Source organism: Sulfurimonas sp. C5, from assembly GCF_029872055.1.
Classification (GTDB): Bacteria; Campylobacterota; Campylobacteria; order Campylobacterales; family Sulfurimonadaceae; genus Sulfurimonas.
In genome coordinates this window covers 293,243-320,179 of sequence record NZ_JARXNQ010000002.1, presented here as the reverse complement: position 1 = coordinate 320,179, position 26,937 = coordinate 293,243, and the positions used below count along the sequence as shown (strand labels likewise).

19 protein-coding genes are annotated in these 26,937 nt (G+C 33.9%); 6 read left to right on the top strand and 13 right to left on the bottom strand.

Annotated features, from left to right (window positions below):
- Positions 1 to 46: 46 nt before the first annotated feature.
- The 11 genes from P6N22_RS05845 to P6N22_RS05795 all read right to left on the bottom strand — a co-directional run bounded on the left by P6N22_RS05845 (position 47) and on the right by P6N22_RS05795 (position 15,727).
- Positions 47 to 2,680: an HD domain-containing phosphohydrolase gene (locus tag P6N22_RS05845; RefSeq protein WP_280331067.1), complete on the bottom strand. Its 2,634-nt coding sequence runs from the start codon at positions 2,678 to 2,680 to the stop codon at positions 47 to 49.
- 331 nt (positions 2,681 to 3,011) lie between these two features.
- Positions 3,012 to 5,186: a polyribonucleotide nucleotidyltransferase gene (locus P6N22_RS05840; RefSeq protein ID WP_280331065.1), complete on the bottom strand. Its 2,175-nt coding sequence runs from the start codon at positions 5,184 to 5,186 to the stop codon at positions 3,012 to 3,014.
- On the bottom strand, positions 5,187 to 5,843 hold the full coding sequence (locus P6N22_RS05835) for a phosphoribosyltransferase family protein (RefSeq protein ID WP_280331063.1): 657 nt from the start codon (positions 5,841 to 5,843) through the stop codon (positions 5,187 to 5,189). It abuts the gene before it with no gap.
- A gap of 1 nt (position 5,844) precedes the next feature.
- Positions 5,845 to 7,920 carry an LPS assembly protein LptD gene (gene lptD, locus P6N22_RS05830; protein ID WP_280331061.1) on the bottom strand — a complete coding sequence of 692 codons (2,076 nt, stop codon included), beginning with the start codon at positions 7,918 to 7,920 and terminating at the stop codon, positions 5,845 to 5,847.
- Between the two features lie 440 nt (positions 7,921 to 8,360).
- Positions 8,361 to 8,810, bottom strand: a complete 450-nt coding sequence (locus P6N22_RS05825) for an RDD family protein (RefSeq protein ID WP_280331059.1) — start codon at positions 8,808 to 8,810, stop codon at positions 8,361 to 8,363.
- An 8-nt stretch (positions 8,811 to 8,818) separates the two neighbouring features.
- Complete coding sequence (gene purD / locus P6N22_RS05820; protein ID WP_280331058.1) at positions 8,819 to 10,087, bottom strand: phosphoribosylamine--glycine ligase; 1,269 nt, start codon at positions 10,085 to 10,087, stop codon at positions 8,819 to 8,821.
- A 312-nt stretch (positions 10,088 to 10,399) separates the two neighbouring features.
- The gene (locus P6N22_RS05815; protein ID WP_280331056.1) at positions 10,400 to 11,035 is read right to left on the bottom strand and encodes a uroporphyrinogen-III synthase; all 636 of its coding nucleotides are present in this window, start codon (positions 11,033 to 11,035) and stop codon (positions 10,400 to 10,402) included.
- Positions 11,036 to 11,051: 16 nt separating this feature from the next.
- Positions 11,052 to 12,602, bottom strand: a complete 1,551-nt coding sequence (gene guaA / locus P6N22_RS05810; RefSeq protein WP_280331054.1) for a glutamine-hydrolyzing GMP synthase — start codon at positions 12,600 to 12,602, stop codon at positions 11,052 to 11,054.
- A 170-nt stretch (positions 12,603 to 12,772) separates the two neighbouring features.
- Positions 12,773 to 14,125, bottom strand: coding sequence for a sodium:proton antiporter NhaD (nhaD, locus tag P6N22_RS05805; protein WP_280331052.1), 1,353 nt, complete (start codon positions 14,123 to 14,125; stop codon positions 12,773 to 12,775).
- Positions 14,126 to 15,577 (bottom strand): L-aspartate oxidase, encoded by a 1,452-nt coding sequence (gene nadB, locus P6N22_RS05800; protein WP_280331050.1) that lies wholly within the window; start codon positions 15,575 to 15,577, stop codon positions 14,126 to 14,128.
- On the bottom strand, positions 15,578 to 15,727 hold the full coding sequence (locus P6N22_RS05795) for a hypothetical protein (RefSeq protein WP_280331048.1): 150 nt from the start codon (positions 15,725 to 15,727) through the stop codon (positions 15,578 to 15,580).
- Between P6N22_RS05795 and P6N22_RS05790 the strand changes: the two genes are divergently transcribed.
- The 6 genes from P6N22_RS05790 (at position 15,728) to P6N22_RS05765 (ending at position 23,723) form a co-directional block, all read left to right on the top strand.
- Positions 15,728 to 16,177 carry a hypothetical protein gene (locus P6N22_RS05790; RefSeq protein ID WP_280331047.1) on the top strand — a complete coding sequence of 150 codons (450 nt, stop codon included), beginning with the start codon at positions 15,728 to 15,730 and terminating at the stop codon, positions 16,175 to 16,177. It abuts the gene before it with no gap.
- On the top strand, positions 16,167 to 17,966 hold the full coding sequence (gene uvrC / locus P6N22_RS05785; RefSeq protein ID WP_280331045.1) for an excinuclease ABC subunit UvrC: 1,800 nt from the start codon (positions 16,167 to 16,169) through the stop codon (positions 17,964 to 17,966). Before P6N22_RS05790 ends, uvrC begins: the two co-directional genes overlap by 11 nt.
- A gap of 71 nt (positions 17,967 to 18,037) precedes the next feature.
- Complete coding sequence (locus tag P6N22_RS05780) at positions 18,038 to 18,466, top strand: PAS domain-containing protein (protein WP_280331043.1); 429 nt, start codon at positions 18,038 to 18,040, stop codon at positions 18,464 to 18,466.
- A gap of 2 nt (positions 18,467 to 18,468) precedes the next feature.
- Complete coding sequence (locus P6N22_RS05775) at positions 18,469 to 20,199, top strand: Hpt domain-containing protein (protein WP_280331041.1); 1,731 nt, start codon at positions 18,469 to 18,471, stop codon at positions 20,197 to 20,199.
- A 3-nt stretch (positions 20,200 to 20,202) separates the two neighbouring features.
- Positions 20,203 to 23,334 (top strand): ATP-binding protein, encoded by a 3,132-nt coding sequence (locus P6N22_RS05770; RefSeq protein ID WP_280331039.1) that lies wholly within the window; start codon positions 20,203 to 20,205, stop codon positions 23,332 to 23,334.
- Positions 23,335 to 23,345: 11 nt separating this feature from the next.
- Positions 23,346 to 23,723 (top strand): response regulator, encoded by a 378-nt coding sequence (locus P6N22_RS05765; RefSeq protein WP_280331037.1) that lies wholly within the window; start codon positions 23,346 to 23,348, stop codon positions 23,721 to 23,723.
- A 20-nt stretch (positions 23,724 to 23,743) separates the two neighbouring features.
- Here the strand turns inward: P6N22_RS05765 and lon are convergent, their stop codons facing one another.
- Together lon and bamD are read right to left on the bottom strand one after the other, a co-directional pair.
- Positions 23,744 to 26,161 carry an endopeptidase La gene (gene lon / locus P6N22_RS05760; protein WP_280331034.1) on the bottom strand — a complete coding sequence of 806 codons (2,418 nt, stop codon included), beginning with the start codon at positions 26,159 to 26,161 and terminating at the stop codon, positions 23,744 to 23,746.
- A 12-nt stretch (positions 26,162 to 26,173) separates the two neighbouring features.
- The gene (gene bamD, locus P6N22_RS05755; RefSeq protein WP_280331032.1) at positions 26,174 to 26,914 is read right to left on the bottom strand and encodes an outer membrane protein assembly factor BamD; all 741 of its coding nucleotides are present in this window, start codon (positions 26,912 to 26,914) and stop codon (positions 26,174 to 26,176) included.
- Positions 26,915 to 26,937: the final 23 nt, after the last annotated feature.

Genomic DNA, 26,937 nt, shown 5'->3' with positions numbered 1-26,937 from the left:
AACTTATACCGCTACTAAACTCTTATATTTACTCTAACTAATATCTTTAGTTTTCTTCTGTTGGCTTTGAATCAAAACGATTTTTCACCTCTAAAAAGCTGTCAAGATTATCAAAAAACAGATCTATTAAAGTTGGATCGAAATGTTTACCGCGTTCTTCTTTAAAAAGTTCAAGTATTTTATCAAGCTCCCATGCTTTTTTATAAACTCTGTCATGCCCCAAGGCATCAAATACATCAGCAACTGCAGTAATACGACCAAATATATGAATATCATTTCCTTGTGTACCCTGTGGATATCCACTACCATTCCACTTTTCATGGTGTGTATACGCTACCATTGCGGAAGCTTTGAGGATATCTCTTTCTGAGTGTTTGAGCATCTCATAACCAATTTCTGCATGTGTTTTCATAATTTCAAACTCTTCAGGTGTCAATTTACCCGGCTTATTCAATATTGCATCCGGTATACCGACTTTTCCAATATCATGCATTGGACTTGCTTGTTTTAATAAAATAGCTTCTTTTTCACTTAGCCCGTAATATTTTGCCAACATATAAGAATATTCAGCTACCCTTCGAACATGGTCTCCAGTCTCTTTACTGCGAGTTTCACCGATTGCACCCATTTTTTCTACTACTTCTTTTTGAGTGTTTACAATCTCATCATTAAGTCTGTAAATATCTGTTACATCAAACATTACTTGGATAAATTCGACTATCTCATTTTTCTTGTTTGTAACCGGATAAAATATCGTTTTTGTAATAAACTCACTCTTATCTTTTGCTACATTGGTAATAACTTCTTTTACGATCTGCTTAGAGTTTAAATCATTTAAAATACGTGTACACAGACCTACTTCTTGATGCTTTCTATGTCTGATTTCTCCACAGTTTTTACCTATAAGTTCTTTTCTTTTATATTTACTGAGTTCAAGAAACCTATCATTCACATATTTGATATTATTGTTAACATCTGTTCTCAGTACAGCCGTTGATAAGTTGATCGCTTCTTCATATTGTTTGAAATAATAAAGATTTTCTTCCAAGTTTTCTTTTGAAGAGAGAACTTCATTTTGTAGTATCTGTTTTACCGTCTCAAGTTTAGTAACGTCGTTTCTAATACCTATATATTCTCTGAATGTACCGTCTTTATAGTAAATAGGAGCTACTTCTGAAACAACCCAGTAATCAGTACCTTTTTTAGTTCTATTTTTTATTAAGCCTTTCCATATTTTTCCAGACTGAATTGTTTGCCACATCTCTTTAAAAAGCTTAGGATCATTATCAGGATGTCGAACTATATTATGTGGTCGTCCAACTATTTCATCCCGTTTATATCCTGAAATCATTTCGAAGTTTGTATTAACATCCGTAATTATTCCTGATCTGTCTGTAGTTGAAAAAATCGATGCCGAAGCTACTGCATTTTTAAACTGTTCTAAATAGTAGATATTTTCATCTAAGTCTTTGCTTGTCTCTTTAATGAGAGTGGTTAAAGCGGATAAACGTATCTCATCATCACTTACTTCCTCTTCTACAATCTTTATATCCAAGTTAGTAGAAGTATCTTCTCTTTCATTCAATGTTACATATGTTGTAGTGATGTTTAAGAGGTTGTTATCACAACTAAAACTATTGTGAAAAAATTCACCATATGTTATGAATCCTGAACTCGTTCCTAGAGAGTTGAGTATCTGTATCTCTTTATTTAAAAAACCTCCGAGCATTTGACGTCTTGCTCCACATGTATATACAAATGTAGCTTCATTTACTTTCTGATTATGTAATTTTATATGCTCTATATTTTTATGCTCTATCGTACCAAGATCGGCAAAACCGAATCTTACATATTGACCTTCAGGGACATTGCCTGCAAACGTTATGCTCCCCTCTTCATAATTAAATGCAACAAGAGCTCTTGCAACTTCAGTACCTCCAACATTTAGTACTAATGGAAATTGGGATCCATGCTTTAATAAATCATCACGAACCGTTTTCCCTAAGTATTTTTCAAATGTATCGATAATAGGCATATTGTCAAGTTCATATACTGTAGGTCCGCTTGCTTTAGTAACAAGCATCTCTTTACCAATAGTTTCCCAATTAAATAGATAGTCTGCATTTACTTTGAGAACTTTCGAATCTATTATTGCGAATACTATATCGCTATCATCACTGTTATTAGCACTAATATAATTGGAATGAAATTTAAAATCATCACCCGCATTACCACCAACAACAACTAAATCTGGATTCACTACGGCAAGTTTGCTTAGTAAATCTGATGCATCAACTTTAAAGGTATTTGCAAAAGTTATTACAAGTTTTGTATCACCTGTAATATAATTGTTTTTTAAATCGTTTATAATCTCTTCTGTACTGCTATCATAATAGCCGACATTTTTTACGGTAGAGTTTTCAAATACAGAAAATGATAAAATAATTTTATCATCCGATATTTTTCCATCATGTACTATTCCTGCAGTGGAACTAGTAATAATAGAAGCATTTTCTAGCAGAGATTGAAGTTCATTTTTAATTCTCGAAATTTCCATATAAAGGGTGTTTGAACTAAAAAGTTGTACTAATATCTTTTTTTGATCATAAGATTGAAAATTATCACGAATAAACTTCTCTAAATCATCTCTATTAGTATACTCATAATTAATTTGTTTCATCAACACTCCACTTTTATGTTTGCTTTTTTAGATTAGAATCTTTGAAATTTAATTATTTTAGCATAGATATAATAGCACATTCTATATTTTTTAGCTTAAAAATCATACACTACTACTATTTTTTAAATTTTGAATTTATATGTAATAAGTCTTATTTTAGGCAGTTGTAGCGTTTAAAATCTATGTCTGTATATTATGAAGATTCTTTCTCAATGCGGATATACATCTATTATTCCATCTGTTTGCATCAATGAAGAAAGTAAGCCCAACTAAAAGTTGAGCTAAAAGAAGTTTTTATAAAAAGCAGTTTGTTTTTATGAGGTTAAAAGTTTTATACCATAGATAAAGAGATCTTATTCCCTTTAAACTCTATAATTTCTACTGTAACTTTGTCACCTTCATTTAATATATCTCTAACATTTTCAACTCTCTCTTTAGAGATTTTAGAGATATGTAATAGTCCGTCTTGACCATCAGGCAATTCAACAAAAGCACCAAAATCTACAATTCTTTTTACAGTACCTTCATATTTATCACCTACTTGGTAATCAATTTTTGCTACTTTTGGTTTAGAAACAATTGAATTTATATGTTCTTTTGCACCTTCAATACCTGATTTGTTTTTACCAGTAATTTTAACTTTACCTTCTTTTTTATCGATGTCTATTGCAACTTCAAATCTCTCGATAATTTCACGAATAGTTTTACCGGCTTGACCAATAATCTCACCGATGAAACTTGGATCAATATGGAAGAAGTCAGTCGTCGGTAGTACACCATCATTGAACTGAATTTTAGATTCAGCTTCAAGCATAATGTCAATAATGTGGCTACGTCCTTCTTTGGCTTGATAAAGTGCTTCTTTTAGAACTTCAAGTGAGATACCACCAAGTTTGATATCCATCTGCATAGCAGTAATACCATCTTTTGAACCTGTTACTTTAAAGTCCATATCACCGTCATGATCTTCTAGTCCCATGATATCTGAAAGAATAGCGTACTTATCGCCTTCACTCACCATACCCATAGCAATTCCTGCAACTGTATCAGATGTTTCAATATCTGCAGCTTTTAAAGCCATATACCCGCCACATACTGTAGCCATTGAACTTGAACCGTTTGATTCTAAGATCTCAGAAACTAAACGAATTGTTTTCCCATCTGTATGAACAATCGGCTCTAATGCACGTTTTGCCAAGTTTCCATGACCAAGTTCACGACGTTTTACACCTGTAATCGGACTTGCTTCACCTACTGAAAAGCCAGGGAAATTATAATGTACCATAAACTCTTCATTTTGTGCACTCTCATCAGTTAAACTTTCATACATTTGTGCATCTTTAGGTCCACCCAAAGTTAACACAACAAGTGCTTGTGTTTGCCCGCGAGTAAATAAACATGAAGAGTGAGCTGAAGGCAGTACATTTGTCTCGATCGTAATCGGTCTTACTTCATTTAATGCTCTACCGTCTGCACGTACTTTTTCATCCAAGATTTGAGAACGAACTTGGATCTTTTTGACTTTTTCGATCGCTGCTTTTAATTCCTCTTCATCCCAATCAGTTTTTGTTGTTAAAATTGTTTTTCTTAGAGTTCTCAAAGCAGAAGAACGCTCAGATTTTGCCATCTGATTCATTGCCTCTTTGATGTCTGCCATATGGTTTTGTTCAACATATGCAACCATCTCTTCATTAAGTTGATTCGCTGTCAATACAAGTGGCTGAGCCTCTTTTTGAAATTCCTTAAAAGCTTCTTCATATTTTGTATTTGCCGCGAACAAAGCTTCTTGTGTTTTTGCAAAAACTTCGATTAATTCATCTTCAGGTAATGCATTGGAGATATGTGTATCAACTATTACTCCCCCCATTCCTGCATTGATTGGATCTAAAATAGGTTCAATACTTGGTTCAATCTCTACATTTTCACTACCGATTGAACGCATCTCAATCATTAACAGATCATCTTTTGTACCTGAAAGATACAGATCAAGCGTTGAATTGTTTAATTGACTAAGAGTTGGGTTTAATATTAATTCCCCATCAACTTTTGCAGCACGAATACCACATACACTTCTATTGATATCAATATCTGATACATATAAAGCAGCTGATGCAGCATTTAATGCCAAAACTTGTAAATCAGCTTCACTATCTACACTAAATACCATAATAGTAATCTGTGTCGGATGTCCAAAACCTTTTGGAAATAATGGACGTAAGCTTCTATCCACAATTCTTGACGTAAGTGTTTCAAAATCACCAGGCTTTGTCTCACGTTTAAAAAAACCACCTGGAATTTTTCCTGCAGCATACGTTTTTTCAATATATTGTACAGTTAACGGTAGAAAATCATCAGAAACTGTCTCATTTTCCTCATATACAACAGTTGCAAGCATAACAGTATCACCACATTTAAGCCATGCTGCACCATTCGCTTGACGAGCTACTTCATTAAAGCTATACTCTTCTGTTTTATTTGTCAAATCTAAATTTACATCATATTTCATTTATTTATTTTCCTCTAAAATTTTTTCTACAGTTTCATCATCTACTTTTTCTAATTTTTTATAATAGAGCTCGGTTTCTACATAGTCATCTATATCATACAGAAAAAATATATCATCTACAAAAGGTTCTAGTGTTTCTAAAACATCACTAGGGATCACTGGTACTGCTATGTAAACTGCTTTTGGTGATTGTGCCAATACAGTCTTGACCGCAGTCATAAACTTTGTTCCGGTTTCACTTCCCTCATCTACAAGTAAAACTATTTTATCTTTCATAGAAGGAAAAGGTCGTCCCTTACGAAACTTATATATTTTACTAAGTATACCCTCTTCATGCTTTCTATGTGCTTCACCGTAAATATAATCAAGTTTAATTTCAAAAGAATCAATCAAATTTTCCTGAATTACAATCTCTTCTGTTTCACTTACACGAGCCACTTCACATTCAGGGTTATTCGGCGCCATAATAGGTTCTAATAAAAGAATATCTAAACGGTTTTTCACTCTTGATTTAAGATATGAACCAAGTACTAAACCACCTTTAGAGATTCCAACTAGTTCCCATTGTTCATCCTTTAACTTATTCATAGGAATTACTTCGGCTAATTTACGTGCTGCATCTTCTCTATTTTGTAATATCTCTTTATAGTATTTCATTTTAGTTACTCTCTTGGTTGGAAAGTTTATACTCGATTAAAGCATTGTTAGGATCCGGTTTCATAAACGGTTTTAGAACTACGCTTATAAATATATATTTATCCTTAATTGATGATGTATTTCCGTTTGCGTTTAGAATTGGTCTTGTATTTTCACTATATTTTATACCAAAATCCCAACATCTTTTTTTATACATAAAACCTATTGAACCCGTCTTTAACTGTTTAAGTTCAAAGTCATAATTATACACTCCAGAAAAGCTGTAATGTTTATTATAATTATATTGTAACGAAGATGTTAAATATTTAGTATATGGATCAACTGTATTATTTGCTTTTGCAATATCATACTTAAAAAGATGAGAAATTCGTAAATTTACTCCATGATTATTATACTTTACAGAATTCAAAATTTTTGTAAAACGGTGTTGCTGATAATTGTAAAACATATTATTATAAATAGAAAAATGCTTTGTTACCTTATAATCTAATTCATTTTCTAATTCACCAAGTTTGTCTTGTCCAGTTTCATATGAAAGTTTTTGAGACAACCTGTGATATAGTACTTCATTAGCAGAAGAGTCATAAAAATACTGAGTAAAATCTAAATATGCTTCATCATTGACTGAATTAATGTTGTAAAATTCACATTTAGCATCATTTTTGTTCTCTTCTTTTGAACAAAAAGCACTTACATCATCATAAAAACCGCTTTGTAAACTTTTATCAAAACGATTATATCTTGCTGAAAAACCTACTACATGTATAAAATCATCAAATCGTTTTGTTAACTGAGTAGAAGCACTTAAAGTATGATAATTACGTGCAAAATATCCATCACGATAATTAAAATCTGGTATTAAGGTAGCATGTCTAAAAGCAGAATGCTGCATATACAAATTCGCTTTATATGATAAATTTAAATACTCGTCAAATAGATCTGTTTGTAAAGTAATCGGTAAATTAATATCTGTTTGGACTACATTTGTATTAACTTTCCTATAAATATCTTTACTTTGTATATCTAAGGAATAAAGTAAATGATCTTTTAGAAATGTATCTAAATAGTAGTGATAATGTAGGTCTGGTAACTGTTGTAAAGTTTCATCATTTGAATCTTTTTCCAAATATTGATAGTATTTAACATATGCTCCAAGATAATGGTTGTCAGTATTATAAAAAGTGTTGATTCTTGAAAGTACTTGATTTGATGTAACTTGATTTTGTGCATTATTAGAAGCAAGATTTATATACTCTACATCGTTCATATGCCCGATATCTACGTATAACCCTGATTGTCCTTCTAAACTGCTATTAAACCATTGATTTATTAAATCTGTATTTTCATATTTAAAGTTAACTCCATAATGTTCATTATTTTTTAGTTTTATAGCTAAAGAGTCCAAATAGGAATTATATTCATGAAAAAAACCTGCATTAAGTTCACCCCTTGAAACAGGAGAATCAACAAAGCGGAATTTAGAATAGATACCGTGTCCTCTGTTTGTTCTAATTTGAGGCCTTAATTCTAAATCCCACCAATTTTGTTCTGCAATATATATAGGTTGTTCATAGTAAAAGCCTTCTGATTTTGAAAGACCTATAGAAGGCATCAACAAACCTGTTCTTCTTGTTGTATCTAAAGAGTAACCAAAATAGGGTGTATAGAAAATTGGTATGTCATAAAAATAAAAACGGGCATTATAAATGTTTAGCCACATACTATCAGCATTATAATCTGAAGATGAAAACGCAATTTTCCACAAAGGATCAATAGGATTACATCCGCTTACAACACCACTTGAAATATCAATATCTTCATCTTTTGCCTCACCACTCTCTCCACTCATCCATACTTCTGAAGAGGTATCTAACATATAAAAAGGTTTAAACAGTTTCTCTTTTTTTGTAAGATTCAGTCTTGCATAGTCACCTAAAAGTTTGTAATTCCCTTTATAGTTAACTTTAATATTACCATAGAGTTCCAGATCTGAAGTTTCTCTGTTATATTTTGCATTATTAGCAGTTAAAAAGTAATCTTGGTAGACAACGGTTACACCTTCATTGGCNATCAGCATTATAATCTGAAGATGAAAACGCAATTTTCCACAAAGGATCAATAGGATTACATCCGCTTACAACACCACTTGAAATATCAATATCTTCATCTTTTGCCTCACCACTCTCTCCACTCATCCATACTTCTGAAGAGGTATCTAACATATAAAAAGGTTTAAACAGTTTCTCTTTTTTTGTAAGATTCAGTCTTGCATAGTCACCTAAAAGTTTGTAATTCCCTTTATAGTTAACTTTAATATTACCATAGAGTTCCAGATCTGAAGTTTCTCTGTTATATTTTGCATTATTAGCAGTTAAAAAGTAATCTTGGTAGACAACGGTTACACCTTCATTGGCATAAACAATACTACCGTTACTATCCATTTGAGATGCATACACTTCCACCTTGGAAGAAGCAGCCATAACATAAATACTAAGAGATAAAAAAAGTAAAAGAGTTTTAAGCATCTATAACCAAAGTTCTTGCAGTTTTATCATGCCAAGTTTGTCGAGCTGGATCCATAATACCCCACAAAAATCCAAGATATAAAAACATTTCACTAATAACTCTAAAAATAGCACGATTGAGTGAACTTAAAACATTAGGATTATCTAAAGTTCTTATTTCAATTACTTTAATTTTCATCACTAATTTACCGATTGTTGCACCGTACTGCATTACAAAAAAAGCTTGGTACACAATCTTCATCATCATATATTCTAAGACAAATTGGTTTGTAACGTTAATCCACTCTTCAATGTTTGCAGCACTGCTAAAATTATCATACAATGCAAGAATAAGTAAAAATGAGAGTAACATCTCATCTATAAAAAAAGCCATCGCTCTTTTTTTTGTATCGGCCAATGTAAAGCCTTCTCGATGCAATATACTCTCAATCTCTTCGTTCAAAATGTTTCCTATAAAGCTTGATATGCAATATCTGTTCTAAATTTTTTCCCGGCAAAATGCACTTGACCACATCTTAAATATGCTCTGTCACGTGCTTCTTTAATTGTATCACCTAAACCGATACAAAGTAAAACTCTTCCACCTGTTGCATAAAGTTTACCATCATCTTCTTTAGATACTCCTGCGAAAGAGATATGTGTGTACTTTTCAATCTCTTCATGGTGCACATCATCTAAAATAATCTCTGCAGGCTTAGAATCACCGTATGGATAGTTTTCACTTGCCATAACAATACCTACAGCATATTGTTTTGAGAACTCTACTTCGATCTCATTAAGTCTATTTGTTGCCGCTTTATAGAACATATCACTTACACTTGATTTCATAAGAGGCATTAAAATCTCACATTCCGGATCTCCAAAACGTACGTTAAATTCCAATGTAATAGGTTCACCGTTTACAACCATGATACCGATAAAAAGTACACCCTCAAACGGAGCACCCTCTTCTTTCATCCCATCTAGTGTTGGACGAATAATTCTGTCTTTTACTTTTTGGTAAAGTGTTTCATCAACAAGTGGAGTTGGAGCATATGCACCCATACCGCCTGTGTTAGGACCTGTGTCACCATCCCCTACACGTTTATGGTCCTGTGCCGCTTGAAGCAGAATGTAATCATCCCCATCACAAATTGCGAACATTGAAAGCTCATACCCGTCCAAGAACTCTTCAACAATAACTTTTTTACCGGCATCGCCAAACGCTTTTCCACTTAACATCTCACCGATAGTTTTCTTAGCTTCATCATGAGACTGAGCAATGATAACACCTTTACCACCGCAAAGCCCATCAGCTTTCACAACTATAGGTGTACTTAAAGTGTCTGTAAATTTATAAAGTTCTTCAATAGAATCACTCTCTATATAACGAGCAGTTGGAATGTTATATTTTGCCAAAAAGTTTTTCATATAAACTTTTGAACCTTCTAGCTGTGCTGCTTCTTTACTTGGTCCGAAAATTGTTAAACCGTTTGCCTTGAAAATATCTACAACACCATCAACTAGTGGAGCTTCAGGTCCTACAATTGTTAGTTCTATCTCATTCTCTTTTGCCCACTCAGCTAATTCATTATAATCTTTAATATTAATATTTGTACCAAGATTATCTGTTGCACCGTTTCCAGGCTGAAAAAAGAGTTCATGTCCGGCATTTTCATTTGCAATTGCCAAACCGATAGAATATTCACGACCGCCAGAACCTAAAATTAAAATTTTCATTCACTTCTCCACTAAAAAATATAATTAATTTACCACGATAAACTAAGTAGATTTTTTTTCTAAAATTATTGTAGCCCAAATGGCCGTCACACTAATGGCTTTGGTTCTAGAAAGCCGAAATTGTGTGAAGGGAGACCCATTTTAGGCGGCAATTTCTCAGTCGAATTAACGCACTTCAAACGAAACCACCGGCACACAACGAATCTACCAGGTTCACAATATGAATATGTAGAACCCTCATATATGTGCTGGCACGAGCCATCCAGACTATTTATAATATTATACTAGATATTAGTTGATTTTTCTTTGAAATCAAAGCGTTTTTGCTATTTTCACACACGAATCAATTGTTGTTTCAGCGGAGATCACAAAGTTGCTATTTTTTGGCAAAGCTTTAGCTGTCGTTTTCCCTATTACAACAATCTTTTGTGTATCTTTTATCTTATTATTTTTCAAAAAACACTCAACGCTTGAAGGTGAAGTAAATATAAGCACGGCATCATTCTCTACTTCAGTCTTTAAAATGCTTTTAGAGCAAAAAGTTTCATATACAATCACTTCATCAATGTCATATCCAAGCTCTTTGGTTTGAGTTACAAAATCGGATGCTATGTTTTTTGCTCTTAAATACAACCATTTCATCTCTTTCGGAAATTTAGTAATTAAATTTCCTAAATTCTCTCCATACCCAGAACCTGTTTTTAACACGGTTCCACCTATATTTTCAAAACTTTTTGCCGTTTGCATAGATACACATAATGCAGCTTTATTTATGTATTTTTCTTTTTCGTACTGTTCCAAAGCACGAATAACCTGTTTGGAAGTAATGATCAAAGAATCGTATAGTGAAAAATCAATTTCAGGAGTAAAAAATTTTGTATCTAAAGAGTTAATATGTTTTGTTTCTGGATGTGAAGTTGTAGAGAAAAGATAAATTTTTTTTGACATGAGAGAAGCCTATGGCTTACTCCCACTCGATTGTTGCCGGTGGTTTAGATGAAATATCATAAACTACACGGTTAATACCATCAACTTCATTGATAATTCTTCTAGAGATTCTCTCTAAAAGATCATGCGGTAAATGAGCAAACGTTGCAGTCATTCCGTCAACTGCTTCAACAACACGTACACACACTGTATTATCATATGTTCTGTTATCACCCATAACACCAACAGATTTAACATTTAAAAGAACCGTAAATGCTTGCCATGTTCTTGTGTAATAACCACTTGCTTTAAGCTCATCTAACATAATTACATCAGCTTCACGTAATAAATCAAGATCAGCTTGATTTACATCACCCATGATTCTGATTGCAAGTCCCGGACCAGGAAATGGATGACGATTAATCATAGATTCCGGCAGACCAAGCTCTAAACCGATTTTACGAACTTCATCTTTAAATAATTCACGTAAAGGCTCGATTAACTCGAAATCCATCCAATCTGGAAGACCACCAACATTGTGGTGAGATTTAATAACTTCAGACGGACCGTTTACAGAAATTGATTCAATAACATCCGGATATAATGTTCCTTGAGCAAGGAATTTAATACCATCGTGTTTTTTAGCTTCTTGCTCAAACACTTCGATGAAAGTGTGTCCGATAATTTTACGTTTTTGTTCAGGATCAGAGATACCTGCAAGACGACCTAAAAATAGATCAGCTGCATCTGCAACAACTAAAGGAGCTTTCAAGTTTACTTTGAAGATCTGCTCAACTTGTTCACGTTCACCTTTACGAAGAAGTCCATTGTCAACGAATACAGGGATTAGTTGATCACCAATCGCTTCATATAGCATTGCAGCAACTACAGAGCTATCAACTCCTCCACTTAAACCACAAAGAACTTTACCATCACCAACTTTTTCTTTTATGATTCTGATTTGCTCTTTTAAGAAGTGTTCCATTTTCCATTTTTCATCCACTCCACAAATATTTTTTGCAAAGTTACGAAGCATTAAATAACCCTCTTCCGAGTGTTGTACTTCTGGATGGAATTGCATTGCATATACATTTCTGTCTTCATTTGCAATAGCAGCATAAGGAGAGTTTGCAGATGTTGCAATTACTTCAAAACCTTCTGGAATTTGATCTACTCTATCTGAGTGAGACATCCATACAATACGGTCATTGTCACAATCAGCAAATAATTTTGATGCTTTTGTTTCGTAGTTATTAATATTTAATTCTGCTTTTCCATACTCATGATGAGATGAACGGATTACACTTCCACCAAAGTCTACAGCAATTCTTTGCATACCATAACAGATACCAAGAACAGGGATACCCATCTCATAAACACCTTGGTCTACTTCATATGCATCTTTGTTATATACTGAAGATGGACCACCTGAAAGGATAACACCTTTTGGATTTTTAGCTTTTATCTCTTCTACTTTTGTATGATAAGGAAGGATTTCACAATAAATTTGATCTTCGCGAAGACGGCGAGCAATAAGCTGCGTATACTGAGAGCCGAAATCTAAAACGATAATGCTAACATTTGTCATTAAAATGCCTTTTGGGATAATTAGTTGTGAAAGGATACTATAAAAAAGATTAAGATTTGATGAGTGAAAAGAAGTAAGAAGAGCAAAGGGTCAATAAGAACCCTTCTCTCTGTTTTCAGCTTCCGTGAACTTTTTCTTACAAAAAAATTTCATACGCTGAAGAGAAGGGCTTAATAAAGACCCATAATTTCAAATTGAACATACCAGATAATCATAGAAAGAATATATCCTACTAAGATTGTCCAAGCATGTTTCATATGTGCACCGAATGTATAAATTCCGTGAAGTCTTCCCATTACACCAACACCTGCTGCTGAACCAAAAGAGATTAAACTACCACCGATACCTGCTGTTAACGTAACAAGCATCCATTGATCGATTCCCATAGTTGGAGAAGATTTTAAAATTGCGCTCATAACAGGTACGTTATCCACGATTGCAGAAATAAATCCAACACCGATATTTGCACTTGTAGGACCGACAAGTTCATATAGCTTATGAATATACTCTAGGAATCCTAAGAAGTGTAATGCACCTACAGCTGATAGGATACCGAAGAAGAAAAGAAGTGTATCATTTTCAACTTTTTGCATATTTACGTAAATATTAAATCCGTTTTTCCCAGACTTTGTAAGGAACACAGAGTACATTTTAAGAATTGCCAGACCAAACATCATACCCCACATTGCCGGGAAATGGAAAAATTGATGACCAAGAACTGCAATTGTAATTGTTGCAACACCAAGATACACAGTACCCATAGCACCGTCTAAAAGCTCTGGTTTTTTCTCTGTAGTCGGATCAAAATCAGGTTGTCCTTTTGGAACCGACATAGAAAGTAGGTATGCCGTAATTGCCCAACCAAGAACTGATGCAGGGAAAAGGTATAAGAAATCAACAAATGCACCTTTGCCTGCTGTCCAAGCCATTAGTGTTGTGATATCCCCAAATGGTGACCAAGCACCACCTGCATTTGCAGCAACGACAATATTAATAGCACCAGGTACTAAGAAAGAGATATTTCTCTTATCAATTGTAAAAAGCACCGTTGAAAGGATAAGAGCCGTTGTTAAGTTGTCTGCAACCGGAGAGATAAAAAATGCTAAAAGACCAGTAAGCCAGAACAGCTTTTTATATGTATACCCTTTAGATACAAGTTTATACTTCATAAGGTCAAACACACCGCGTTCGATAAGCGTTTCGATAAACGTCATTGCAACTAATAAGAAGAAAAAGATTTCGGCAATTTCAAGTATTAACGTTTCAAGTTCATCATGTAACGGATCTGGATTCAAACCGTTAATTGCATAATAAATACCTACTAGCATAAACATAACAGTACCTGCAAAAAGTGCCGGTTTTGCTTTATTTACACTATATTTTTCCTCTGCAGCAATAAAGTAATATGCTACAATGAAAGCTACTAAACTTAGCCATCCAACCCATGTTGTCGCTAAGTTAACGTCTGATGCAGCATGTGCCACTGCATTTACAGCAGTTTCAACTACTGGAGTATTTTCCATTTAGTTCTCCTCTTGAATGGTGTGTACACCTATCGATTCTGTTCTATTTAAGGCCGAAGTCACGATCTCTCTAGCCGTCAATAAACGAAATTTCAATAGTTTACCAATTTTTTCTTTTAAAAGAGCATTAATTGTCTCTAATGCGTCTGTTAAGCCTCTTTTTGTGCGAATAATCGAGACATTTTCCCACATAATTTTTCTAAGCTGATTTTTCTTCGCCTTGTCCTCTTTATAGCTCATCACCTCATCAACAATCGGGAACTCTACAATCTTGTCAGTAAAATTATCTCTTTTTAGAATATCTTCCACTGCTCTTTGTCCAAATACTAATCCTTCAAGCAAAGAGTTTGAAGCGAGTCTGTTTGCACCATGAACCCTCGTTGAAGCCACTTCACCGATTGCATACAGTCCCTCTATATTTGGAATTTTTCCGTTAAGATCTGTTTTGATTCCACCAATCGCATAGTGAAATGCCGGAGAAATAGGTACTCTTTGTTCCGGAACTTTAAAGCCGAGTGCACGCATATTTTTGTAAATATTCGGGAATCTATGAGCAAAATATTCTTCTGTAAAATTATCGAAATTCAGATAAACATTTAAACCTGTTTTCTTTTTATAAAGATATATCGATTTACTTACAATATCACGCGATGCCAGTTCTCCACGCTCGTCGTACTCAAATAAAAATCTTTTTCCGTTTTCATCCGTAATTGTTGCACCTTCACCTCTAAGTGCTTCTGTTAAAAGCATCTTTTGTGCATTTGTAGAGTTTACAAACACTGTCGGGTGAAACTGAAGCATCTCCATTCGATCAAGCTCGATCCCTTTCATAACACACAATCCTTGCATATCTGCACTGATACATGGAGCATTGGTATGATACTCATAAAGTGAACCCACACCACCGCTTGCTATAATTACATTATCGGCATAAATATTTTTTGTTTGTCTGTGATCAAGAACTGTTACACCGTAACATTTGCTATCTTTAATTAAAAGATCGACCACACGTGCATCACTGAGCATTGCATGTGTATTTTGCGAAAGTAAAAAGAAATGCAGATATCTTCCTGTCGCATCTCCTCCTGCATGTACAATTCTTTCACAAGAGTGCGCTGCTTCTTTTGTATAAAGAATATGCCCCTCTTCATCTTTATCAAATTCAAAACCGTTTTTAATCAAATCATCGATTGCTTCAATCGAATGCTCACTTAAAACTTTTACTGCTTCTTCATCACAAAGACCATCACCCGCTGCAAGGGTATCTTGTATATGTGCGGGGATATCATCTTCGTTACGTGCTAATGCAATTCCACCTTGAGCATAAAAAGTATTACACTTAAACGTTTCACGCTTGTTAATGATTAAAACTTTTTTATCTTTCGGTAACTTCATAGCGGCATACAGTCCTGCCACACCTGCACCGACGATAATTACATCATACTTATACATTTAGTTACAACTCTCATTTGTATCAAATTTTTGCTTTTCCATATGAAACTCTACGTTTTCATCACTTTGTGGAGCTGCCTTTTCATAATATGGTGGTGCTTTATATCCACATCCACTCACACTTAACAAAAAGCTTGTTATAATTAGCATATGAAAAATGCCAGTGAAATTATAAAAACTATTCAAAATCAACCTCAATTTTCTAAGCTATCTCATTTTCATTGCATAAAGAAAATACAATCTCTATTTAACCTACCATTACAAAAAATGGTAAAGTTTGCTTATATAAAAAATCAAACACTTTTTTTTGTGCTTAACCATCCAGGTGCTAAACAAGAGTTTGATAATAATATACAATCGATTAAAAGTGCTTTAAAATATGTAACTCCTGATGAGTGTAAGGAACTTTACATAACAGATATAAGAGCTTTCGTAACACATACCCCTTCTTTTAAACCACAAACCAAACAAAAAACAGATACAGCACCAAGTTATCCAGAACGTGCAAGTGGAACACTCACTGTAAGCATTGAAGACGAAAGACTCAATAAACTTGTAAAATCAATTTTTGACATTATAAAAGAGAACAATGGATCTTAAAACTACTATACAACAACTTCCTTCAACGCCAGGAATTTATCAATATTTTGATAAAAATGGCAGACTTTTATATGTTGGAAAAGCAAAAAGTCTCTCTAACCGTGTTAAAAGTTATTGGTACTTTACTCCGGAACTGCGTCCAAATCCTACACTTTCTGTTAGAATTACAAAGATGCTTGAACAGACTGTATCACTGGAATACATTGTTGTCAACTCTGAGCATGATGCTCTAATTTTAGAAAATTCTCTGATTAAACAACTCCATCCAAAATATAATATTTTACTTCGTGATGATAAAACATATCCATATATCTATCTTGATAACTCTGAAAAATATCCGAGACTAGACATTACAAGAAAGATCATCAATTCTAAAGACATCACCTACTTTGGTCCCTATTCAGTAGGTGCTAGAGATATTTTAAACTCTATCTATTCCATCGCAAAACTGGTACAAAAAAAAGGATGTTTACGTTCAAAAAAACTTTGTCTTTATTATCAGATTGACAAATGTTTAGGTCCTTGTGAACTGCCTATTTCAAAAGAGCGTTACCAACAAGAAGTCGATTTAGCCGTTTCATTAATTAAAAATAAAAAGCTGCTAATCAAAAAACTGCAAGAAAAAATGGAATTTTATGCTGAGGAACTCCGTTTCGAAGAAGCGGCAGAATTACGAGATACAATTGATAAAATTTCTCGATCGGAAATCAATTCAGAAATAGATTTTGCAAGTAACGAAAACTTCGATATTTTTGTCGTAGAGCATAACGAACAACGAGCGGTACTTGTCAAAATATTTATGAGGAACGGAAAAATTATCTCCTCTTCTCATGACTACATCAATCTTACAGAGGGTTTTGATGCAAATGAAATATTTACACAGGCACTTGTAGATTTTTATAAAGAGGAAAAACCACCTATAGTTGCACCTATACTCGTAAATGTCTCTTTTGAGGATCAAGAACTTATTGAAGAGCACCTCAGCAGAGTTTTTGAAAAAAAAGCCTCTATTACAATTCCTCAAAGAGGAAAGAAAAAAGATCTTATTTCATTAGCACATTTAAATGCCCAAGAACTACTCAAAAAACAAAATAATTCTAATCTGAAACTTCTTCAGGATATTAAAGAATTATGCCAACTGGAAGTTATTCCAAACAGAGTCGAAATATTTGACAATTCCCATATGGCTGGGATGGCTACAGTTGGAGCCATGGTGGTGTATGAAGACGGTAAGTTTGATAAAAAATCATATAGAACTTACCATCTTGAAGCAAAAGACGAATATGCACAAATGAGAGAAACACTTACAAGAAGGGTTGAAAGCTTTAGTAAAAATCCAGCACCTGATCTTTGGATACTTGACGGAGGTGCCACACTTTTAAATTTGGCACTCGATATCTTGGTTTCTAACGGTGTCAACATGGATGTCATCGCTATTTCTAAAGAAAAGATAGATGCAAAAGCCCACAGAGCAAAAGGAAAAGCAAAAGATATAATCTATACTAAAGACGAGATATTTAAACTTAAAGATTCAGATAAACGACTGCAGTGGGTTCAGAATCTTAGAGATGAAGCCCATCGTTCTGCAATAACCTTTCATAAAAAAACAAAACTGAAACTGGATCAAGAGAGCAAACTTTTAAGCTTACAGGGAATATCAGCAGCAAAAGTCCAAAAACTTCTCAACCATTTCGGTAGTTTTGAAAATATTAGAAATGCTTCTACAGAGGAGTTGTCGACAATTTTAAACAGAAAAGATGCAAAAAACATCAAAATCTTTTATAACTAAGTTTTATTTTTATTTCTATATGATATATTTGTGACAATTCTAAAATTTTTGCTAAATATAAGGTTTAGAGTATGGAAAAAGTAACTCCTATTGATGAAGAGTATATGTTTGATAACTTAGTCATAGTTAGTCAAACAGATGAAAAAGGGATTATTACCTACGCGAATAAAGCATTTTCCAATGTTTCTGGCTATAGTGTAGATGAATTGGTAGGACAACCACACAATATTGTAAGACACCCGGATATGCCAACAACTGCATTTGCAAAAATGTGGAGTACTATTAAAAGTGGGCAAGCATGGAATGGTATTGTCAAGAACTTAAGAAAAGACGGCAGATATTACTGGGTTGATACAGAAATTTTGCCTATTAAAGATGACAGTGACAATATTACAGGCTATATAGCAGCACGTCGTGCAGCATCAAGAAAAGATATAGTTGATACAGAAGAAGCTTACATAAAGATGTTAGAAGCTGAGTCTGTAGAGAATAAGGGGTAAAAATGCTAATCTACAATTATAAAAAAGAGTTTATAGGTATAGACGAAAAAGATTTAAAAACTTTGGGTCTAGAAACTTTAGCACAGCTACAAGCAGAAGCTACAGATTTTGCTGATCTTTTCGTCAAAACACCAGGTTATGTTCATAACTTTCAACACGTACATTGGATTGACTATGTCTCTTGTGCTGACTCTACAGAACATCCACGGGTTATCATTAATGTCAATAATCATGTATTTAAATCAGATGTTTCCATTACGACGGCATATTTAGCAGACAATCCAATTGAAAAAGCTTATTTCATCCACCTTAATCATTTAAGGATATTAACTGATTCCGAAAAAGGTACAATTTCTGTAGATCGCTTAGATAGACCTTCACAACAAACTGCTACTACACCTGAGCCTATAAGTTTTCCAACAGAAGCTGAAACACCTATTCTTTCAGAAACAGCACCTGCTCACGAAATCTTAGAGGATGAATATGATAGCGGTTTAACAGATTATGAAGAGCTTCCTGTACACGTTGATGAATCTCCTTTAGATGTAGGTGATTTGAGTGTTGACGATGTTATTGATGACAGTTTCGAACTGCATCCAGAATTAGCATCTACGGAAGCTGTTGAATCTGAATTTCCTACATCAATCGAGATTCCTGAGTCTATAGAAGTAGAAGAAAGTACAGAACCTGTTGCCGTAGAAACTCCTGTCAAACAGACGATCCCTGCAGCAGGAACAATGCACCTTGATCCTGAATTAGAAAAAATTATCAACAGTGGATATGTGTACAATCCTCAAATCGCTTCAGATGAACTTGGTTTGCCTCTCGATTTGATTGAAGAGTTTATAGAAGACTTTATCAGCCAAGCAAAAGAGTTTAAATCAGAACTATATGGTGCTTTAGATGAAGGTGATGTTGACACAGTTAAAATCCTTTCACACAAACTTAAAGGTGTTGCGGCAAACCTTCGTATCGAAGATGCACTTGAAGTTTTAACAACTATCAATACTACTGGCGATCTTAATATCATTAAGAAAAATCTTGATGCTTTTTATATGATTATTGCAAAACTTGCCGGAGAGGAGATCAATTTAGATAGTGGAACTCCTCAAGAGATGCACGAAGAGGAAGAAGAGTTAACACTCGACTTTAAAGATGAACCTGAAGAAGAGATTGGTACAGCTGATGAAGAGTTTAATGATAAACTAGAACTTCCTACTGAAGCAGATGATGCTATTATTTCTATTGCAGATGATGACGTGCCTGAACAGATTGATATTCCAGAATTAGCAGATGATAATTTTATTGCACATGAAGAAGTAGCTATAGATTTAGCAGATGAAATACAAAGTGAAAGTACAGAATTTGATTTTCAAGAACCAATTTCATTAGAAGATGACACTACACAAGAGCCAGAATCTGTTCAAACATATTCTAAAGAACAGATAGCTCAAGAGATCGGTTTAGACACTGAAAGTTTACATGAGTTATTAGAAGATTTTCAAACAGAAGCTAAAGATATTATAGCTACTATGAAAACTGCTTTACAGAACTCCGATCTAGATCTTTTAAAAGCACAAGCAAACCAACTCAAAGGGATGAGTAACAATATTAGATTTACAGAGCTTTCAAACGCACTGCAAGAGTTGTTAAACATTGAGAATGTAGATGATGCTTTCAATATGATATCAAGAGTTGAAGAACTTTTAGAACAAATCTCGAGTGAGGATTAACATATGCAACTAGGACTTAAAAGTAGACTTAGATTAATTTCATTACTTCCTATTATTATTCTCTTTTCTATCACGAGTTATTTTGTTTATGATTCGTATGAAAATTATAAAGCTGCACAATTACTACAAGATAGACTTGCTGCAAACAGAGAATTAAACTCTTTAGTCAACAATATCTCTCGTGAAAGGGGTATGACAGTAATGTACCTTGGAAACTCATCTCCAAATACATTAAAGTCACTTGTCAAACAAAGAACGATTGTTGATGAAAAAGCAAAAGCATACTTTGAACATATTTATGCTCAAGCTACTAAAGAGCATTCTGTATCTTTAAAAGAGGAAGCAGAAACTTTAGAAAATGCAATCAAAAAAATTGTTGAAACACGACATCTTGTAGATGAGCAAAAAACAAACTTTAAAAATGTTTATGAAACAGTATACGGTCAAGCACAGAGTATTGCAATTAAACAACTTGAAGAGATTACTTATAATCAGTTAGATCCAAAAATCAATGACTATTCTTTTAAATATATTACATTAGTTAGAGCTAACGAATATACTTCCGCTGAGCGGGACTTTATCTCATTTGCCATTGCTCGTTCAACTGAACTTGATGAAGAGGAAGTAAATAAGTGGATTAATCTCGTTTCAAAAGCAGATGCGATCACTTATGACACTTTAAAAGATCAAGCGCTTATCAAATCTTTGAATGATATTTTCAAAAGTGAAGATACACTTGAACTATTCGATGACATCAATACAGAGAGAGCATCTGTTATGGTATCTGCAGCAGCAGGTGAATATGAAACAAATGCCGGTGTTTGGTTTGCCATGTTATCGGAAAAAACAAATATTCTTTATGAGGCACAAGAAAAAGTTCTAGAAGCAATGGATGCGAGAGCTATCGTTGTTAAAACAGATGCACTTAGATTTCTTGCTATCACTTTAACTGTATGGCTTGTTTCAATTATTCTTGCTATTTTAGGTTATTTACTTTCTAATGAGATCGCTAAAAATATCAAAAATCTTGAGGAAGTTCTTATTCGTGTTGCTGAAGACGCTACGGAACATAATGCAGAAGATATCAATCTTGATACTGCTCAAGGTACAACGGAAGCCTATAATTTACTTGAAAGAATTATCGAGCAAACAAAACTCGATAAAGAGATGGCACAAGAAGCGAGTGAAGCAAAATCTATGTTCCTGGCAAATATGTCACACGAGATTCGTACTCCGCTAAACGGTATCGTTGGGTTTACCGAACTTCTTAAAGATACTGGTCTTAAAGAGGAACAACAAGAATTCGTTGAGATTATTGAAAAATCCTCAGAAAACCTTCTTGAGATTATCAATAACATTCTTGACTTATCTAAAATTGAGTCTAATAAACTCGAAATTGAAGATATTGTTTTCAACCCTATCGAAGAGTTTGAAAGTGCAGTTGAAGTTTATGCTGTTCGTGCAAGTGAAAAACATATTGATCTTGGATGTTTCATCGATCCTGAGCTTGAAGAACCTATTAAAGGGGATCCGACAAAAATCAAAGAAGTTATTATTAATCTTCTTTCAAATGCTGTTAAATTTACAAGCAGTTCAGGTGCTATTAACGTTGATATTAGAAAACTTGAAGCACCTCAAGAGGGTATCACGCGTGTTAGATTTGAGATCCAAGATAGCGGTATCGGTGTAACAAGTGAGCAAAAAGCAAGAATTTTCGAGGCTTTCTCTCAGGCGGACACTTCTATTACACGTAAATACGGTGGTACTGGTCTAGGTCTTACAATTTCATCTAGATTTATTGAACTTATGGGTGGACAACTTGATCTTCATAGTGAACCAGGTGAAGGGACAACTTTCTTCTTTACAATCGATTTTGAAGAGGTTGAAAGCACACAAGAATCTTCAAGAGGAGCATTCCCTAATATCAATGCATTAATCTTAGAATCTGCTCATAAACAAAAAAATCAAGATATTTACCTACGTGAATATCTTGATTTTTACGGTATCAGTTATACTCTGTTTAAAGACCTTAATGAGCTTGAAACTCTACAAAGACAGGTAAGTTACGACTTATTATTTATTGACTATGATTATGCGACAGAAAACGACTTAAATGCATTTAGTTCAATGCCTGAAGAGTTAATTCTTTTAACAAAATCGTATTACATGAGAACGATTGACTCTATGGGTCTAGATGTATTTAAAACATTGTATGAACCGATTAACAATACAAAATTAAAACAAGCACTTGAAAACTATAGCAATTCTAACTTTAGTGCAAAAAAAGCTAAAAAAGTCAGTCGTAAAAAATATGATGTAGAAACATCTAGATTCCATGCGAATGTTTTAGTTGCCGAAGATAATATTATTAATCAAAAACTGATCAAAAGAACTTTGGAAGACTTAGGACTCACAATAGATATTGCATCTAACGGTTTAGAAGCTTTCCAAAAACGTAAAGATGGCAATTATGACCTAATCTTTATGGATATTCAAATGCCGTTCTTAGATGGTATGGAAGCAACTAAAGAGATTTTGGAATACGAAGAAGTTTATAATCAACCTCACGTTCCAATTTTAGCATTAACTGCCAATGCCCTTAAAGGGGATAGAGAAAGATTCCTAGAAGCAGGTCTTGATGAATACACGACAAAACCTCTGGTTCGTGCTGAGATCGTTACGCTTTTAAACCATTTTCTAGCTGATTACATTGTGTATGAAGAAGAAGTGAACGATACAACAAAAACTGCCGATGTAGAACCAACAGAAACAATTGAAGAACCTGTTGCAGTTCAAGAAGAAGAGGAAGAAACTATTAGCGTTGAAACTCAGGAAGAACTAACTCCTGAAGAGGAAGAAGCACTTCAATATGATGCTGATGTACTCATTGCAAACTATAGTAAATTTAATACAAAACTGTTTGCAAAAATTTTAACTGACTTATCATTTGAATATGATACTGCAAACAATGCTGAAGTTTTAAATGAAAAACTGGCTCAATATAAATATAAAGTAATCTTGCTAGATGCTTTACTTAAAGATGCTATTGATGTACAAACAGATGCAGATATTCTTATTTCTGAAGATTCGGTAAATAAAGAAAAACTCAGATCTATATTAGAAAAATATATGTAAGGAATTAGACAATGACACAAAAAGATTTAGTAGTACTTGCAGTAGATGATGATCTTATTAACTTAAAATTATTAAAGTCTATGCTTTTAAAAACAGGGAATGTCAAAGAAGTTGTAGAAGCTAAAAATGGGTCTGATGCAATCGGTGTTTTAAAAGGACGTAATGACATCGATCTTATTTTACTAGATATCATCATGCCGATAATGGGTGGTATTGAAATGTTAAAAGTTGTACGTGCAGATGATTCTCTACGTCAACTTCCAATTATTGTACTGACTACGGATGAAACAAAGAAAGCTGAAGCATTGGAAGCTGGTGCAAACGGCTTTTTAATGAAGCCTATTCGCAATGATGAACTCATTGCTAAAATGAATACTGTAATAGTATAAATCAATTGACTAAACAAGTTCTATACTAGAACTTGTTTAAGAACCTCTTCAATTCTTTTTACCCCTACTATTTCCATAGCATCTTTTACTTCTTGAGGTATTTCATCTAAATCTCTATCATAGTTTTTCTGAGGTATAAGAACTTTTGTCATATCTGCTTTGTGTGCAGCAATTAATTTCTCTTTTAAACCACCGATAGGCAGAACATCTCCATTTAAAGACACCTCACCCGTCATTGCTACATCTGAACGAATTTTAGCAGAGCTTAAAATCGATGCTATAACACTTACCATTGCAATACCTGCACTAGGTCCATCTTTTGGTGTAGCACCGTCTGGAACATGTACATGAAGGTCATAACGCTTATATACTTCACTTGGATCTATAGCTACTTTATCTTCTTGTTCTTTAAATGTAAGTGGTATGTTCTCTTGAGAAATTCTTAGTTTCTTTGTATCTATTAGAGTCTTAACTACACTAAACGCGATACGAGCAGACTCCTTCATAACATCACCAAGACTACCTGTAAGCTGCATAGTACCCTTACCTTTTATACGGATAGATTCAATTTTCAGTACATCTCCGCCCACTGCTGTCCATGCAAGACCGTTTACGACACCCACTACAGGAATTTTATTTGTTTTTTCGATCTCAAATACAGTTTTATCAAAGAACTCGTCTAGATTTTTTACACCTATAGATATCTTTGTTTGTTTTTTATCTTTTAAAAGTAATAAAGCCGCTTTTCTACTCATTTGAGCAACTCTACGGCGTAGATTACGTACTCCAGCCTCACGAGTATAACTGTGTATCAACTCTTTTAATGCTGGTTTTGAAATTGTTACTTCAGATTTTTTCAGTCCATGTTTTTTCAACTCTTGAGGGATAAGATATCTTTTTGCAATCTCTAACTTCTCTTGAGGTGTATATGAGCTAACCGTAATAAATTCCATTCTGTCAAACAATGGCTTAGGGATACGACCTACATCATTTGCAGTTGCTATAAAAATAACATTTGAAAGATCAATATTGAAATTCGTATAGTAATCACGGAATTCACTGTTTTGCTCAGGATCTAAAATCTCTAAAAGAGCAGCAGTTGGATCTCCTCTACCATTTCTAGTAACTTTATCAATCTCATCAAGCACTATTACAGGGTTCATTTTCTTCGCATCAATCAAGCCTTGAACAATACGTCCAGGCATTGCCCCAACATATGTACGACGGTGTCCACGAAGCTCATTTACATCTTCTAAACCACCTAAAGCTATACGTACTAATGGTCGCTTGAGTGCAGAAGCAATCGAGTTTGCTAATGATGTTTTACCAACTCCCGGAGGTCCTGAAAAACAAAGAATAGCACCTGCAGATTTTGTTTGCTTAATACCGCGAAGCTCTAAAAGTTCTTTCACTGCAAAATATTCAACTATTCTCTCTTTTGGCTTTTCTAATGAATAATGATCTTTATCAAGCTGTTTTTCTACATCGTAGATATCCAATGCTTTTTTACTCATCGACCCAAAAGGGATATCTAATACCCAGTCAAGATATGTTTGTGTCATTGAAGCATCTGAAGAATCCGGATGCATTCTTGAAAAGCGCTCTAACTGTTTTGAGATCTCTTTATAGGCATCTTCAGGCATTTTAGATTTTTTTGCTTCAAGTTTTTTACGATATTCTTCGATCTCTTCGTCTCTGGCAGTATCAGTTCCAAGCTCTTTTTGGATCTGTTTTAATTGCTCTTTTAAAAAGTACTCTTTATTCACCTTTTCAATATGTGTATGTACTTTTGATCTGATCTCTTTTTGAAGTTTATTCGCCTCAATTTCATCGATTAAATAATCAATTAGATCTAAAAATCTTTTCTCTGTATTTGTCTCTATAAAAAGTTTATAAGCCTGATCTTTTTTTAGTTTAACAGTTGAACATATTAGATCAATTATACGATTATGATCGTGGTTTTCCTCTATTGTTCTTAAAAGATCAGGTGGAAAATAGTTACTTACACTTGAAAGAGTTCTTACTTTTTCACGTACTACCTCTAAAATTGCATCAATCTTAAGAGAATTAACCTCAACTGATGGTATAACATCTACATGTGCAATTAAAGGTTCATCTGAAACTTTATGCTGCATTCTTGCACGTGCTAAACCTTGAAAAAGTACTTTTACTCTTCCATCAGGCAATGCAACCTTTCTCATAATCGAACCTACAACTCCTGCATCATATAAAGAGTCGTAATCTCTCTCCCCATCATGTTCTGGTTTTGTCGGACAAACAATTACTAATGAATTGCCTTCAATTGCAGTTGTTGCCGCTTGAATATTTTTGTCATCATTTAAAAAAAGCGGTGAGATCATAAAAGGATATAAAAATATATCATCCTCTGCAATAACAGGAATGTCAGCAGGGAATTCTCCATAATTACTTAATTTCATCTCTAGTCATCCTTATTTTGTCGTATTTGTATCTTGTACAGAATTTCTTGAAACTACACTTTGTGTATCAGGGATTAAAAAGCCATACCAACTCGCCGTACCATCACCTTCAAACCATTCTCTATACCATGGAGTATTTGCACGTTCAACTTCATTCCAGTTGATCCATGGTTCAGGTTTAATATTTCTATAATACTCGGCAGATTTATATTTATCTATCCTGTCATACAGTAAAGCTATTGTTTCATTTAAAGCAGCTTCGGAAAGATATAGTTTAGTAAGCATTGAATCTACTAAAGCATAATAATCCGATTTTGGATAATTTCTCTTAAATGCTTCAGCCTCCTTGATTGCATCTTGAATAAGTACCTGATCACGTCTTGGATTCGGTAATGACAGATATTTTGCCTTAATCTTTAAAAATTCTGCGAATTCTCTTTCATTCTCATTAGCATATCTTTTAATGTACTCATCCAAAAAATGCTCACTTAACAAATATTCACCATCGTACATGTGTGCAATTGCCAAAATCATTGTCGCTTCTGGCAAAAGAGGAGAACCAATATGCTCACCTTGCAAAGATGCATAATAATCATCAGCTTTATCTAAATTTCCATCTGAAATAGAATTTATAATCTGCTCATACCAATATACTGCCGGTTTGTTGTATTCATCAATATCTTTTGATGAACAAGCACTGAAAAGTAAAATCACACTTACAGATGTAAAGAAAAGCTTATATAGACGTTGCATAAAATATTCCTAGTTTCTAATTA

Excerpts from the sequence above, each read along its gene's own strand:
- P6N22_RS05770 (WP_280331039.1), top strand. The coding sequence starts at position 20,203 with ATGCAACTAGGACTTAAAAGTAGACTTAGATTAATTTCATTACTTCCT.
- uvrC (WP_280331045.1), top strand. The coding sequence starts at position 16,167 with ATGGATCTTAAAACTACTATACAACAACTTCCTTCAACGCCAGGAATT.
- purD (WP_280331058.1), bottom strand. The coding sequence starts at position 10,087 with ATGAAAATTTTAATTTTAGGTTCTGGCGGTCGTGAATATTCTATCGGT.
- lon (WP_280331034.1), bottom strand. The coding sequence starts at position 26,161 with ATGAAATTAAGTAATTATGGAGAATTCCCTGCTGACATTCCTGTTATT.
- P6N22_RS05775 (WP_280331041.1), top strand. The coding sequence starts at position 18,469 with ATGCTAATCTACAATTATAAAAAAGAGTTTATAGGTATAGACGAAAAA.
- P6N22_RS05815 (WP_280331056.1), bottom strand. The coding sequence starts at position 11,035 with ATGTCAAAAAAAATTTATCTTTTCTCTACAACTTCACATCCAGAAACA.
- P6N22_RS05780 (WP_280331043.1), top strand. The coding sequence starts at position 18,038 with ATGGAAAAAGTAACTCCTATTGATGAAGAGTATATGTTTGATAACTTA.
- P6N22_RS05835 (WP_280331063.1), bottom strand. The coding sequence starts at position 5,843 with ATGAAATACTATAAAGAGATATTACAAAATAGAGAAGATGCAGCACGT.
- P6N22_RS05790 (WP_280331047.1), top strand. The coding sequence starts at position 15,728 with ATGAAAAATGCCAGTGAAATTATAAAAACTATTCAAAATCAACCTCAA.
- P6N22_RS05845 (WP_280331067.1), bottom strand. The coding sequence starts at position 2,680 with ATGAAACAAATTAATTATGAGTATACTAATAGAGATGATTTAGAGAAG.
- nhaD (WP_280331052.1), bottom strand. The coding sequence starts at position 14,125 with ATGGAAAATACTCCAGTAGTTGAAACTGCTGTAAATGCAGTGGCACAT.
- P6N22_RS05840 (WP_280331065.1), bottom strand. The coding sequence starts at position 5,186 with ATGAAATATGATGTAAATTTAGATTTGACAAATAAAACAGAAGAGTAT.
- bamD (WP_280331032.1), bottom strand. The coding sequence starts at position 26,914 with ATGCAACGTCTATATAAGCTTTTCTTTACATCTGTAAGTGTGATTTTA.
- guaA (WP_280331054.1), bottom strand. The coding sequence starts at position 12,602 with ATGACAAATGTTAGCATTATCGTTTTAGATTTCGGCTCTCAGTATACG.
- P6N22_RS05765 (WP_280331037.1), top strand. The coding sequence starts at position 23,346 with ATGACACAAAAAGATTTAGTAGTACTTGCAGTAGATGATGATCTTATT.
- P6N22_RS05795 (WP_280331048.1), bottom strand. The coding sequence starts at position 15,727 with ATGCTAATTATAACAAGCTTTTTGTTAAGTGTGAGTGGATGTGGATAT.
- nadB (WP_280331050.1), bottom strand. The coding sequence starts at position 15,577 with ATGTATAAGTATGATGTAATTATCGTCGGTGCAGGTGTGGCAGGACTG.